The organism is Neptuniibacter sp. PT8_73 (assembly GCF_047778045.1).
Classification (GTDB): Bacteria; Pseudomonadota; Gammaproteobacteria; order Pseudomonadales; family Balneatricaceae; genus Neptuniibacter.
In genome coordinates, this window is record NZ_CP180545.1 from 772,939 (window position 1) to 785,776 (window position 12,838).

A 12,838-nucleotide genomic window follows, 5' to 3' on the forward strand; every position below is an offset into this window, starting at 1 on the left:
ATTCATTTAAAGCGATTTACAAAGGTTTAACGTTCTTAAGAATGTTATCCGGTTGTTTAGTACTAGAGCCCGTTACCACATTCCTGGTAACAACAATGATTTAAACTGAAGAGTTTGATCATGGCTCAGATTGAACGCTGGCGGCAGGCCTAACACATGCAAGTCGAACGGTAACATGACTAGCTTGCTAGTTGATGACGAGTGGCGGACGGGTGAGTAACGCGTAGGAATCTACCCAGTAGCGGGGGATAAGCCAGAGAAATTTGGTCTAATACCGCATACGCCCTACGGGGGAAAGCAGGGGATCTTCGGACCTTGCACTATTGGATGAGCCTGCGTGAGATTAGCTAGTTGGTGAGGTAATGGCTCACCAAGGCGACGATCTCTAGCTGGTCTGAGAGGATGATCAGCCACACTGGAACTGAGACACGGTCCAGACTCCTACGGGAGGCAGCAGTGGGGAATATTGCACAATGGGCGCAAGCCTGATGCAGCCATGCCGCGTGTGTGAAGAAGGCCCTAGGGTTGTAAAGCACTTTCAGCAGTGAGGAAAGGTTGTAAGTTAATACCTTGCAACTGTGACGTTAACTGCAGAAGAAGCACCGGCTAACTCCGTGCCAGCAGCCGCGGTAATACGGAGGGTGCGAGCGTTAATCGGAATTACTGGGCGTAAAGCGCGCGTAGGTGGATTGGTCAGTCAGATGTGAAAGCCCAGGGCTCAACCTTGGAACTGCACCTGATACTGCCAATCTAGAATACGGTAGAGGGTAGTGGAATTTCCTGTGTAGCGGTGAAATGCGTAGATATAGGAAGGAACACCAGTGGCGAAGGCGACTACCTGGACCGATATTGACACTGAGGTGCGAAAGCGTGGGGAGCAAACAGGATTAGATACCCTGGTAGTCCACGCCGTAAACGATGTCTACTAGCCGTTGGGAGACTTGATCTTTTAGTGGCGCAGCTAACGCGATAAGTAGACCGCCTGGGGAGTACGGCCGCAAGGTTAAAACTCAAATGAATTGACGGGGGCCCGCACAAGCGGTGGAGCATGTGGTTTAATTCGACGCAACGCGAAGAACCTTACCAACTCTTGACATCCAGAGAAGTTACTAGAGATAGTTTCGTGCCTTCGGGAACTCTGAGACAGGTGCTGCATGGCTGTCGTCAGCTCGTGTTGTGAAATGTTGGGTTAAGTCCCGTAACGAGCGCAACCCTTGTCCTTATTTGCCAGCACTTCGGGTGGGAACTCTAAGGAGACTGCCGGTGACAAACCGGAGGAAGGTGGGGACGACGTCAAGTCATCATGGCCCTTACGAGTTGGGCTACACACGTGCTACAATGGCCGGTACAGAGGGCCGCGAACCTGCGAGGGTAAGCTAATCTCAGAAAACCGGTCGTAGTCCGGATTGGAGTCTGCAACTCGACTCCATGAAGTCGGAATCGCTAGTAATCGCGAATCAGAATGTCGCGGTGAATACGTTCCCGGGCCTTGTACACACCGCCCGTCACACCATGGGAGTGGATTGCACCAGAAGTAGCTAGCTTAACCTTCGGGAGGGCGGTTACCACGGTGTGGTTCATGACTGGGGTGAAGTCGTAACAAGGTAGCCCTAGGGGAACCTGGGGCTGGATCACCTCCTTAAACGAAAGCCGATTCTCGGCAAGCGTTCACACGAATTATCTGATCAGAGAAGTTAAGAGCAACGGTGTAGGCTTGTAGCTCAGCTGGTTAGAGCGCACCCCTGATAAGGGTGAGGTCGGTGGTTCAAGTCCACTCAGGCCTACCAATAATAGCCTTACTGTTTTCTTTGGGGCTATAGCTCAGCTGGGAGAGCGCCTGCTTTGCACGCAGGAGGTCTGCGGTTCGATCCCGCATAGCTCCACCATCATCCTTCGGGATGAGAAGGAAGAGTTTTAAAACATATTGTCGGTTTTGACATTATCTTTTAAAGCTTTTTTGCTTTAAACGCTCTTTAACAATTTGGATTTGATTCATTTGATTTAGATTTAAGACATGTAGTTTTACTGCATGCGCCAATTCGGCGAAATCTATCGTTACTAGCAATACAAGTTACTGTGATTCCAGACGCCTTCGGGTTATATGGTCAAGTGACTAAGCGTGCACGGTGGATGCCTTGGCAGTCAGAGGCGATGAAGGACGTTGTAACCTGCGATAAGGTTCGGGGAGGTGGTAAACAACCTTTGATCCGGACATTTCCGAATGGGGAAACCCACCTATTTATAGGTATCTTTTAACTGAATACATAGGTTATTAGAGGCGAACCTGGGGAACTGAAACATCTAAGTACCCAGAGGAAAAGAAATCAACCGAGATTCCCTAAGTAGCGGCGAGCGAACGGGGACTAGCCCTTAAGCTTTATTAGATTTAACAGAACACTCTGGAAAGTGTGGCCATAGTGGGTGATAGCCCCGTATGTGAAAGGTCTTTTAAAGTGAAATCGAGTAGGACGGCACACGTGAAACGCTGTCTGAATATGGGGGGACCATCCTCCAAGGCTAAATACTCCTGACTGACCGATAGTGAACCAGTACCGTGAGGGAAAGGCGAAAAGAACCCCTGTGAGGGGAGTGAAATAGACCCTGAAACCGTGTACGTACAAGCAGTGGGAGCCGTTTTCGGACGGTGACTGCGTACCTTTTGTATAATGGGTCAGCGACTTACTTTTAGTGGCAAGGTTAAGCATTTGCGGAGCCGTAGGGAAACCGAGTCTTAATAGGGCGTCCAGTCGCTAGGAGTAGACCCGAAACCGAGTGATCTATCCATGGGCAGGTTGAAGATGCAGTAACATGCATTGGAGGACCGAACCGACTGTCGTTGAAAAGCCAGCGGATGACTTGTGGATAGGAGTGAAAGGCTAATCAAACTCGGAGATAGCTGGTTCTCCTCGAAAACTATTTAGGTAGTGCCTCGTGTCTAACCATGGGGGTAGAGCACTGTTTCGGCTAGGGGGTCATCCCGACTTACCAACCCGATGCAAACTCCGAATACCCATGAGTTCAATCACGGGAGACACACGGCGGGTGCTAACGTCCGTCGTGGAAAGGGAAACAACCCAGACCGTCAGCTAAGGTCCCAAAGTTTATGCTAAGTGGGAAACGATGTGGGAAGGCTTAGACAGCTAGGAGGTTGGCTTAGAAGCAGCCACCCTTTAAAGAAAGCGTAATAGCTCACTAGTCGAGTCGGCCCGCGCGGAAGATATAACGGGGCTAAGCATAACACCGAAGCTACGGATGCACTTTGTGCATGGTAGAGGAGCGTTCTGTAAGCTGTTGAAGCGGAAGCTGTAAGGCACCGTGGAGGTATCAGAAGTGCGAATGCTGACATGAGTAACGATAAGGGAGGTGAAAACCCTCCCCGCCGGAAGACCAAGGGTTCCTATCCAACGCTATTCGAGGTAGGGTGAGTCGGCCCCTAAGGAGAGGCTGAAGAGCGTATCCGATGGGAAACAGGTTAATATTCCTGTACTGCTCATAACTGCGATGGGGGGACGGAGAAGGCTAGGCTAGCGCGGCGTTGGTTGTCCGCGTTTAAGATAGTAGGTTTAGAGCTTAGGTAAATCCGGGCTCTTTTAAGACCGAGAATCGATGACGAGGTCCTTTATGGACTGAAGTAGTTGATGCCATGCTTCCAGGAAAATCCTCTAAGCTTCAGGTTATGACTAACCGTACCCTAAACCGACACAGGTGGTCAGGTAGAGAATACTAAGGCGTATGAGAAAACTCGGGTGAAGGAACTAGGCAAAATGGCACCGTAACTTCGGGAGAAGGTGCGCCGGTTTTGGTGATGGGACTTGCTCCCTAAGCTGAGGCCGGTCGAAGATACCAGGTGGCTGCGACTGTTTATTAAAAACATAGCACTCTGCAAACTCGAAAGAGGACGTATAGGGTGTGACGCCTGCCCGGTGCCGGAAGGTTAATTGATGGGGTTAGCGCTTGCGCGAAGCTCTTGATCGAAGCCCCGGTAAACGGCGGCCGTAACTATAACGGTCCTAAGGTAGCGAAATTCCTTGTCGGGTAAGTTCCGACCTGCACGAATGGCGTAACGATGGCCACACTGTCTCCACCCGAGACTCAGTGAAATTGAAATAGCTGTTAAGATGCAGTTTACCCGCGGCTAGACGGAAAGACCCCGTGAACCTTTACTACAGCTTCACAGTGGACTTTGACATTACTTGTGTAGAATAGCTGGGAGGCTTTGAAACCCTGTCGCCAGATAGGGTGGAGCCACCTTTGAAATACCAGCCTGGTAATGTTGAGGTTCTAACCCAGTTCCCTAAGCGGGATCGGGGACATTGTGTGGTGGGTAGTTTGACTGGGGCGGTCTCCTCCCAAAGAGTAACGGAGGAGCACGAAGGTACCCTCAGCATGGTCGGAAATCATGCAATGAGCGCAAGAGTAGAAGGGTGCTTGACTGCGAGACAGACACGTCGAGCAGGTACGAAAGTAGGTTCTAGTGATCCGGTGGTTCTGTATGGAAGGGCCATCGCTCAACGGATAAAAGGTACTCCGGGGATAACAGGCTGATACCGCCCAAGAGTTCACATCGACGGCGGTGTTTGGCACCTCGATGTCGGCTCATCACATCCTGGGGCTGAAGCCGGTCCCAAGGGTATGGCTGTTCGCCATTTAAAGTGGTACGCGAGCTGGGTTTAGAACGTCGTGAGACAGTTCGGTCCCTATCTGCCGTGGGCGTTTGAGATTTGAGAAGAGTTGCTCCTAGTACGAGAGGACCGGAGTGAACGAACCTCTGGTGTACCGGTTGTGATGCCAATTGCATTGCCGGGTAGCTACGTTCGGACGGGATAACCGCTGAAAGCATCTAAGCGGGAAGCCTCCTTCAAGATGAGATCTCACTGGGAACTTGATTCCCCTAAAGGGCCGTTGAAGACTACGACGTTGATAGGTTGGGTGTGGAAGCGCTGTGAGGCGTTGAGCTAACCAATACTAATTGCCCGTGAGGCTTGACCATATAACGCCCAAGGCGTTTGGCAAGTGACTTGTAAGATATGTAAGACGATAGAGAGTAACGAATTAGCGCGTAGTTGAGCTACAGTCGAAAGCTTATCTAGATCAAATAAAAGAAGAATCAGATCTAAGTTGTAACAGTTTTGCTTGGCGACCATAGAGTTGTGGAACCACCTGAATCCATCCCGAACTCAGACGTGAAACGCAACATCGCCGATGGTAGTGTGGGGCTTCCCCATGTGAGAGTAGGTCATCGCCAAGCATTTAATTCTAAAAGAAGGCTCATCCATTGGATGGGCCTTTTTTTATGCTTGATTGTTATGATGCCTACTCGAACATGGGCATGTGACAACCTATGCACCGTAGGTGCCAGGTTGAAGCGCCAAAGGCGTCGCGAAGCGAGTGGATACCCAAAGGGCACGCAGAGCGTAGCTTTCAACTTATTGTAGGTCATCGCCAAGCATTTAATTAAGAGAAAGCCCCGGTCACACTGTGATCGGGGTTTTTTCGTTGTGGGTTATAAAATACGGTTAAGGGCAGATAGGAACTGCTTGAAACGGATAAAAATAGATAAATGAGTAAGGATGAGTTGTTTGGATAAATCCTAATACTTAACTGAATGCTGTCCTTTATTGCTGCAGACTAAGTGTGCTGACTATGTCTTCTTTGAGGTCGGCGTAGTCAAAGTCGCTGATTCCAAGGAAGTTCAAGACCGGCATAATCTTGATCGCTTCTTCTTTAGGATCCGGAATTCGCCAAAAGTGTCTATACGCATCACTGATGTCTCGTGCTAAAAGTAGCATGCACAGTTTTAAGCGCATGGCTTCTTTTTCATCAGCGGGTTCTTGGAAAGTCTTCTCGTAATATGGCTGTCGGGCAATGGCCTCAGCTGTTGATTCGCCAATATTCCATTTTCTGGCTAACTCGGCACTTAGCTGATAGTGACTAACGCCATACAGGGCGAGTTCTTGCTCATTTATCTCCGTGAGACTGGCTCCATTCAGTTCTCTGAGTCTATCTTTAAATTCTGGCTTAGCCTGCATTAATAGAGGAATACCACTGTCGTGCAGCATGCCGAGTGTGTAGGTTTCGTCAGGATCTAGGTTGGTAAACTGGTTTGCTAAAGCGGCGGTAATTCGAGCCACTTCTGTTGCTGTATCCCAGAACCTCTCCATTGGTCCTACTGCTGAGAGGCTGTTTTTTAATGCCGCTAGTTGCACGATATTAAATACACGCTTAATACCTAAAAGTGCAACTGCACGTTCAATGGATGTTATTTCTGTCCGTATTCCAAAATATGATGAGTTAACAGTAGCGATAACTGAGCTATATAATGCTACGTCCTGCTTGATTAAATTACATATTCCTTTGATATCAGGGTCAGACTGTCTTAGGGCCTCAGTAATACTGATAAGTACCTCTGGACGAGCAGGGATCAGATAGCTTGTTGATTGTTCAGAAACAGGAGGCATACAGTCTTTCTCAATTAGTTGTTAAAATACAAGTTACTTTATTCAATGATAGCTGACAATTTTTAATTGTATTCAAAAGCTTAGCTTAGACTAATGATCTGGCTAACATACTTTGTGATTACTTTTAGTTTCTCCAGCTAGATGAGGCATTAGATGTTAAATATTGCTGCTTTTACTTTTAACTATGATCAACTCGAAGATCGCATTCTTCTGGTAGGCAATTTGAGTAACGGTCAGCAGAGAATTGATTTTTGGCTCACTCGTAAATTAGTTCTGCGTTTGCTTGATGCTGTTCAAGGCTTACTAGAAAAGACGGTTACTGAAATAGCTGACGCCCCAGTTCAACAAAAGATGCATATGGCTCAGTTCCATCATGAGGATGCTCAACAAGCTCTTCAGGTTCAGCGTGAAAGCGCTCAAGTTACAGCTGAAAGTGCGCTATTACTAAGTCGTTTAGATATTAGTCACCATGAAGGGCAATATAAGCTTTTATTCTTTTCTGGTGGTGACGAACCTATCGCGGCCAGTGTTCTAAGTTATCAAGAGCTTCATCAGATATTTCATCTCTTACATCGTGGTGCCGTCGGTTTAGATTGGGGTGTTGCTGCGGAGCTATTCCAATCTTCTAATCAACCTCAAACATTACAATGATTGAATCCAAACCTTTCATTGCGCGCGGGTCTAAAACCGAGCGTTGTGAGTCGTGCCAATTGTCTATTCGCGCTTGTATTTGTGATTACAAACTTCAGTACGATGCTTTAGCGAGTTTTTATTTGCTAATGCACCATGATGAAACATTCAAGCCAACGAATACGGGTCGTCTAATTGAGGACTGTATTGCAGGCACGCAGCGATTTAAATGGTCAAGGACAGAGCCTAGTCAGGACTTGCTTCAAGCGCTAAATGACGATGATATAGATCCTTATATTGTTTTTCCTGAGGGTGATGATTATCAGGATAGGATGGTAGGTTTTGAGCTCAAGCCTGGGAAAAAGCCGGTTTTCATCATCCTTGATGGGACTTGGCGTCAAGCTAGGCGTATGTTCAGGCATAGCCGTTATTTAGATCACCTTCCTGTTATCCAGCCTCAAGTAACGTCTACCTCTCAATATAAGTTGAGAAAGGCTCCTGTTGCTGGTCAATTGTGTACGGCTGAAGTAGCTGCGGAAATGTTAAAGCTTACCGGGGATCAAAAAGGGGCTGAAATAATGTCAGATTATTTTTCAGTCTTTAATAACCATTATCGGGCGGCGAGATTAAATCGACCGCTTGATGATCAGGCAGAAGAGAAGAAGCGATTAAAGACCTATCAGCTCTCATCTGAGGTTTGATAGGCCCTGTACATTTAGCTTTCCAGCCAAAAGGTAACTGGTCCATCATTTGTCAACGAGACGGCCATGTCAGCAGCAAAAATACCGGTTTCAACCTCTGTGTGCTGTAGCTCGGCTTGCTGTACAAAGTATTTATAAAGTTTTTCACCATGCTCTGGTGAAGCGCCTGAAGAGAAACTTGGTCGTAAACCTTTTTTAGTGTCTGCAACAATTGTGAATTGCGAGACAACAAGCAATCCACCATTGATCTGTTGTAGGTTGAGATTCATTTTTCCTTCTGCATCAGCAAAGATGCGATAGCCAAGTATTTTCTTAAGTAGTTTGTTGGCATCTGCTTCGGTGTCGTCTTTCTCTACACCAAGAAGTAATAGAATGCCTTGGTTGATCTTGCCTACGGTTTCAGTATTAACTTCGACGCTTGCAGATTTGACTCGTTGGATTAGTGCTTTCATATCCTGTTTTTCTTGTGTCCGTATGTCTATGCTAATGAGATGGCGAAGTTATCTGTTGCACGAATTAGATTGTCAGTAATACCTGGCTCAAACGCTGAGTGGCCTGCATCTCGTACGATGTGAAACTCTGATTCTGGTAAAGCGTCATATAGAGCTTGAGCTTGTTCTATTGGACAAACCATATCGTAGCGGCCATGTACGATCACTGTTTTGATTTCTGAAATTTGTGCACAATTATCAATGATTTGGTTAGGTTCGATAAAGGCTTTATTTATAAAGAAATGCGCTTCTATTCTTGCCATGGCAAGGGCTACGTGAGGGTCTGCAAAATGATCAACTATATCGTTGTTTGGATCTAGAGTGGAGCATCGGCCTTCCCAAATAGACCACGCTTTTGCTGCAGACATGCGAGCGATCTCATTAGTTGAGGTTAAGCGCTTATAGTAGGCTCTAAGCATGTCGCCACGCTCCGTGCTCGGAATCACCTGTTCGTATTCTTTCCAATAGTCGGGGAAAATTGCACTCGCACCACGTTGATAAAACCACTGAATATCCTGATCCCGACAGAGGAAAATGCCTCTAAGGATCATGCCGGACACGCGGTCTGGATAAGCTTGAGCGTAGAGAAGGCTGAGGGTAGAACCCCAGGAACCACCGAATAGTAACCATTTATCTACATTCAGATGTTTTCTGATGGCTTCCATATCTTCTATCAGATCAGTGGTGGTGTTATCTGTAAGATCTGAATGAGGTGTGGATTTTCCGCAGCCTCGTTGGTCAAACAGAATAATTCGATATTTCTCGGGGTCAAAAAAACTGCGATGTGCTGGGGCAGTGCCGCCGCCTGGACCTCCGTGAATAAATAGCGCTGGTATCCCTTGAGGGTTGCCACTTTCCTCTACGTAAATGTTATGTGTATCAGAGACCTCTAGCTGAAATTCGTTATAGGGATGTATTTCAGGGTAGGGGATACGCATATAGCCTCCGGCCAGTTTTGATCTGATTTAACAAGTATAGTGAGCTAGTGGTTTTAGATCTATGGTGTGGATATTAAACAAATAGGATGTGTGCAAAAAAGGTTTGTTAGGTTGCTTTTAAAGTGGTGAGGGTAATTAAGTATTAACGTAACGTATTATTAGGAAACAACGCAATTGGTCTAAAGCAGTTGGTTTGGAATTAGCATCTAGTATGATCCCAGATCCTTATTTTGTGTTGGGTGAATCTGAGAAATAGAAAAGCCATCACTGGTAAGGTGATGGCTTTGGAAAGCTACTCTCTGCGAATTTTAGTACGAGAGAGTTGTAATAAATTACTTAGTACCAGAAATCTCAACTTCTACACGACGGTTAGCGCGTAGGCAGTCGATTAGGTTAGCGCCGCGCTGGCCATCGCAAGATTTAGCAGGAGCGTTTTCACCCATGTAACCAGTGCTGATTACAGAGCCGTTTACGCCGCCAGCTTGTAGAGCTTCAGAAACTGCGTTTACACGCTTCATAGATAGAGCGTCGTTGTATGCGCTCGCACCAATTCGGTCAGCGTGACCAACTAGGTTTACGCTAGTTACAGACTTAAGAGAGTTGATGTAGCTAGAAATATCGCTTACATCGCCAGCGTTAGAGCTATCGAAGTCGAAGTATACGATGTGCTTCTCAACAGTAGCCATCGGAGCTGGTGCTGGAGCTGGTGCCGGAGCAGGAGCAGCTGGAGCCTTGTAGCCTTCACAACCTTCGATAGCATTAGCTTCTTCCCAGAAGCCGTGACGCCAGCAGCCACCTGAACCAGTTTTCCAAACTGTAGCGTTTGGAGTTTCGTCCCAGTAACCAGCGTTGTCTGGGTGTGCTTGTGCACCAGTAGCTAGGCCCATAGCCATAACTAGGCCTGAAGCGATTGCGAATTTTTTCATTTTGCTGTCCTTAAATACGATTGGGGTTCTGTATCTTAGAATTGTAAGAAATAATCTGCTTATTACAACTCTTCTAAGCTGAACATAGTATAAACATTCCAATATTTTGTACTATCTTTTGACTATTGTCGGATAAAAGCCGCTATTTTGACTGGCTGATATAGATAGTTATCTATTTTTGAATGCAAACTGTGCACTTTAGTTGCAGATTTTCTCTATATTCTGTTGTTATGGTAATACTTTTTTATAGGGTTTTACTACCACTTTGGCATATACGCCTGCATCTATATAAGGATCTTTGTCAGCCCAAGCTTGCGCTTCTTCCAACGAATTGAACTCTGCAACAACCAAACTGCCGCTAAAACCAGCTTCGCCTGGGTCTTCACTATCAATGGCAGGGTGTGGGCCAGCTATAAGTAAGCGGCCTTCTTCGTTAAGTTGATTTAGTCTCGCTAGGTGGTCTGGGCGGGCTGCCAGTCTTTTTTCTAGGCTGTTCTCAACATCTTCGGAAATAATAGCGTAAAACATAAGGTCTCCTGCTACTGATCGTTATTTTCGGTATTTTCAATATGGCGTGATAGGTAGAAGCCTTGAGCAATAATAAAGACAAGGGTCAGACCAAGCATGCCGAATAATTTAAAGTTAACCCAGATCTCTTCGCTAAAACTGTAGGCTACAAAGAGATTAATGATGCCCATCAGCACGAAAAATATCACCCAGGCAATATTAAGGTTTTTCCACGCGAATGCGGGGAGGGATATGTTGCTCCCCATAAGGCGTTCAACAATCGTTTTTTGACCGATAAATTGGCTGACTAAAAAGGCTAAGCCAAATAACCAGTTAACAACAGTGGGTTTCCACTGGATAAAGGTTTTATCTTGGAAGGCAACCGTTGCACCACCTAAAAGAACAACTAAAACCAGAGTAACTAGCTGCATCTTTTCAATTGTGTGCGTTTTTATCCATGTGTACAGCATTTGGAGCAGCGTCGCTGGTATTAGGATTGCGGTGGCTAAAATGATGTCGTTTGTTGCCTTATAGACGATGAAAAAGATAATAATGGGTAAAAAATCGAGTAACAGCTTCATAGTCGTTGAAATTAGTCCGTTTAAGGTAAAATACAAAGAACGTTATAGCTCTTTATAGATAGAGTGAAAAATATGGAATTACCACACTACGATTTACATTGTCATTCTACTGCGTCGGACGGTGCCTTGTCCCCTATAGAATTACTAGAGTTGGCAAAAAACAATAATATTGATGTTCTAGCTTTAACGGACCATGACACGGTGGCTGGAGTTAAAGTTTTACAGGCTGAAAACCCTGCAGAAATTAAGATTATTACAGGTACTGAATTAACCTGTCTTTGGAATGGAAGGGTGATTCATATTGTAGGATTAGGGGTTGATTTAGACTCTGACGATTTAAAATCGTATCTTGCTAATTTATCTGATCTTCGAATAGAGCGGTCGAAAAAAATAGCTCAGCAATTAGTTTCCATGGGTTTGCCGGATGTTTTTGAGCAAGCAAAACAATTTGCAGGGCAGGGAAGTATTGGTCGCCCTCATTTTGCGAGAGCTCTACGGGAACAAGGCGCGGTTGCAAATGAACAGCAGGCTTTCAAGAAATATTTAGGCATTGGCAAAAAAGGTGATGTTAAAATGGCATGGCCAGAGCTTTATGAAACAGTGGGTGTGATCAAAGCTGCTGGAGGTGTTGCTGTTTTGGCGCATCCAACCAAGTATAAGATGACTTTTACGAAACTGCGTTTAGTTATTGCTGACTTTGTTGGTTGTGGTGGAGAAGCAATAGAGGTTTCTTACCCTGGGGTAACACCAGATCATCATTATCATCTGCTTAGAATTGCAAAGGAAAATAATTTATTGCTCTCAGCAGGTAGCGATTTTCACGCGCCTTCTCAAGGATGGACTAACTTAGGTAAGTACCCTCCCATAAAGGTTGAGGGGCGACATGTTCTCGAAAGGTTATTGAACTAAACATTTGTTGCTTTTGATTATTTATTAAATAATAGATTGTATAAGAATAATTTTATATAAGGCGTGTGATAGTGAGCCAGTTTTTTCAAATACATCCTGATAATCCGCAAGCACGCTTGATCTCTCAAGCGGTCGAAATAATTAATAAAGGTGGCGTGGTTATCTATCCTACAGATTGTGCCTATGCATTAGGTTGTCACCTTGGTGATAAGACCGCATTGGAGCGTATTAAGAGGATTCGACAATTAAGTGATAAGCATAATTTCACTTTGGTGTGTCGAGATTTAAGTGAAATCAGTACCTATGCTAAAGTGGATAATACCTGTTATCGATTATTAAAATCTCATACTCCAGGTGCTTTTACCTTTATTTTAAAGGCGACTTCGGAAGTGCCTAGACGTTTATTGCATCCAAAAAGAAGAACGATAGGGATTAGAATTCCGGATAATGCAATTGCTTTAGCGCTAACGGAGGCGCTGGGTGAGCCTATAATGAGTACTTCATTAATTATGCCTGGCGAAGATATGCCACTGATGGATCCCTATGAAATGCGTGAGTTATTGCAGCATCAGGTGGATCTTGTAATTGATGGTGGCTACTGTGGCATGGAGGCAACCAGCGTAATTAACTTAGTTGAAGATGCACCCGAAATAATTAGGCAAGGTGCAGGCGATGTAAGTGATTTTAGTTAATTTAT

General features: G+C 45.6%; 10 protein-coding genes, 2 tRNA genes and 3 rRNA genes. 9 read left to right on the forward strand and 6 right to left on the reverse strand.

Annotated features, from left to right (window positions below; translation table 11 throughout):
• The first annotated feature begins 102 nt into the window (after positions 1-102).
• From ACMXYN_RS03380 to rrf, 5 genes are all read left to right on the forward strand, one after another.
• A 16S ribosomal RNA gene (locus ACMXYN_RS03380) occupies positions 103-1,642 on the forward strand.
• 68 nt (positions 1,643-1,710) lie between these two features.
• A tRNA-Ile gene (locus ACMXYN_RS03385) sits at positions 1,711-1,787 on the forward strand.
• A 23-nt stretch (positions 1,788-1,810) separates the two neighbouring features.
• Positions 1,811-1,886: transfer RNA gene (locus ACMXYN_RS03390), tRNA-Ala, on the forward strand.
• 217 nt (positions 1,887-2,103) lie between these two features.
• Positions 2,104-4,990: ribosomal RNA gene (locus ACMXYN_RS03395) — 23S ribosomal RNA — on the forward strand.
• Positions 4,991-5,132: 142 nt separating this feature from the next.
• A 5S ribosomal RNA gene (gene rrf, locus ACMXYN_RS03400) occupies positions 5,133-5,248 on the forward strand.
• The 16S, 23S and 5S rRNA genes sit together here with 2 tRNA genes alongside, the layout of an rRNA operon.
• A 367-nt stretch (positions 5,249-5,615) precedes the next feature.
• On the opposite strand, the gene ACMXYN_RS03405 is transcribed toward rrf, so the two are convergent.
• A complete protein-coding gene (locus ACMXYN_RS03405) occupies positions 5,616-6,458 on the reverse strand; it encodes an HDOD domain-containing protein (RefSeq protein WP_415893495.1) in 843 nt (280 codons plus the stop codon).
• A 153-nt stretch (positions 6,459-6,611) separates the two neighbouring features.
• Between ACMXYN_RS03405 and ACMXYN_RS03410 the strand changes: the two genes are divergently transcribed.
• Both ACMXYN_RS03410 and ACMXYN_RS03415 read left to right on the forward strand, forming a co-directional pair.
• A complete protein-coding gene (locus tag ACMXYN_RS03410) occupies positions 6,612-7,109 on the forward strand; it encodes a hypothetical protein (protein ID WP_415893496.1) in 498 nt (165 codons plus the stop codon).
• Positions 7,106-7,789, forward strand: coding sequence for a tRNA-uridine aminocarboxypropyltransferase (locus ACMXYN_RS03415; protein ID WP_415893497.1), 684 nt, complete (start codon positions 7,106-7,108; stop codon positions 7,787-7,789). Before ACMXYN_RS03410 ends, ACMXYN_RS03415 begins: the two co-directional genes overlap by 4 nt.
• Positions 7,790-7,803: 14 nt before the next feature.
• Here the strand turns inward: ACMXYN_RS03415 and dtd are convergent, their stop codons facing one another.
• The 5 genes from dtd to ACMXYN_RS03440 form a co-directional block, all read right to left on the reverse strand.
• Positions 7,804-8,241, reverse strand: a complete 438-nt coding sequence (gene dtd, locus ACMXYN_RS03420; protein WP_415893498.1) for a D-aminoacyl-tRNA deacylase — start codon at positions 8,239-8,241, stop codon at positions 7,804-7,806.
• Positions 8,242-8,267: 26 nt separating this feature from the next.
• Positions 8,268-9,218, reverse strand: coding sequence for a prolyl aminopeptidase (gene pip, locus ACMXYN_RS03425; RefSeq protein ID WP_415893499.1), 951 nt, complete (start codon positions 9,216-9,218; stop codon positions 8,268-8,270).
• A 332-nt stretch (positions 9,219-9,550) separates the two neighbouring features.
• Positions 9,551-10,144, reverse strand: a complete 594-nt coding sequence (locus ACMXYN_RS03430) for an OmpA family protein (protein ID WP_415893500.1) — start codon at positions 10,142-10,144, stop codon at positions 9,551-9,553.
• A gap of 228 nt (positions 10,145-10,372) precedes the next feature.
• Positions 10,373-10,672 (reverse strand): YciI family protein, encoded by a 300-nt coding sequence (locus ACMXYN_RS03435; protein ID WP_415893501.1) that lies wholly within the window; start codon positions 10,670-10,672, stop codon positions 10,373-10,375.
• Between the two features lie 11 nt (positions 10,673-10,683).
• Complete coding sequence (locus tag ACMXYN_RS03440) at positions 10,684-11,232, reverse strand: septation protein A (RefSeq protein WP_415893502.1); 549 nt, start codon at positions 11,230-11,232, stop codon at positions 10,684-10,686.
• Positions 11,233-11,304: 72 nt separating this feature from the next.
• Here ACMXYN_RS03440 and ACMXYN_RS03445 point away from each other — a divergent pair, with 72 nt between their 5' ends.
• Both ACMXYN_RS03445 and ACMXYN_RS03450 read left to right on the forward strand, forming a co-directional pair.
• Entirely contained in the window at positions 11,305-12,141 is an 837-nt protein-coding gene (locus ACMXYN_RS03445) for a PHP domain-containing protein (RefSeq protein WP_415893503.1), read from the forward strand.
• A 71-nt stretch (positions 12,142-12,212) separates the two neighbouring features.
• Positions 12,213-12,833, forward strand: a complete 621-nt coding sequence (locus ACMXYN_RS03450; protein ID WP_415893504.1) for an L-threonylcarbamoyladenylate synthase — start codon at positions 12,213-12,215, stop codon at positions 12,831-12,833.
• Positions 12,834-12,838: the final 5 nt, after the last annotated feature.

What these genes read in the sequence shown, in the direction of transcription:
- ACMXYN_RS03405 (WP_415893495.1), bottom strand. Translation starts at nt 6,458, where the DNA reads ATGCCTCCTGTTTCTGAACAATCAACAAGCTATCTGATCCCTGCTCGT.
- ACMXYN_RS03410 (WP_415893496.1), top strand. Translation starts at nt 6,612, where the DNA reads ATGTTAAATATTGCTGCTTTTACTTTTAACTATGATCAACTCGAAGAT.
- ACMXYN_RS03415 (WP_415893497.1), top strand. Translation starts at nt 7,106, where the DNA reads ATGATTGAATCCAAACCTTTCATTGCGCGCGGGTCTAAAACCGAGCGT.
- dtd (WP_415893498.1), bottom strand. Translation starts at nt 8,241, where the DNA reads ATGAAAGCACTAATCCAACGAGTCAAATCTGCAAGCGTCGAAGTTAAT.
- pip (WP_415893499.1), bottom strand. Translation starts at nt 9,218, where the DNA reads ATGCGTATCCCCTACCCTGAAATACATCCCTATAACGAATTTCAGCTA.
- ACMXYN_RS03430 (WP_415893500.1), bottom strand. Translation starts at nt 10,144, where the DNA reads ATGAAAAAATTCGCAATCGCTTCAGGCCTAGTTATGGCTATGGGCCTA.
- ACMXYN_RS03435 (WP_415893501.1), bottom strand. Translation starts at nt 10,672, where the DNA reads ATGTTTTACGCTATTATTTCCGAAGATGTTGAGAACAGCCTAGAAAAA.
- ACMXYN_RS03440 (WP_415893502.1), bottom strand. Translation starts at nt 11,232, where the DNA reads ATGAAGCTGTTACTCGATTTTTTACCCATTATTATCTTTTTCATCGTC.
- ACMXYN_RS03445 (WP_415893503.1), top strand. Translation starts at nt 11,305, where the DNA reads ATGGAATTACCACACTACGATTTACATTGTCATTCTACTGCGTCGGAC.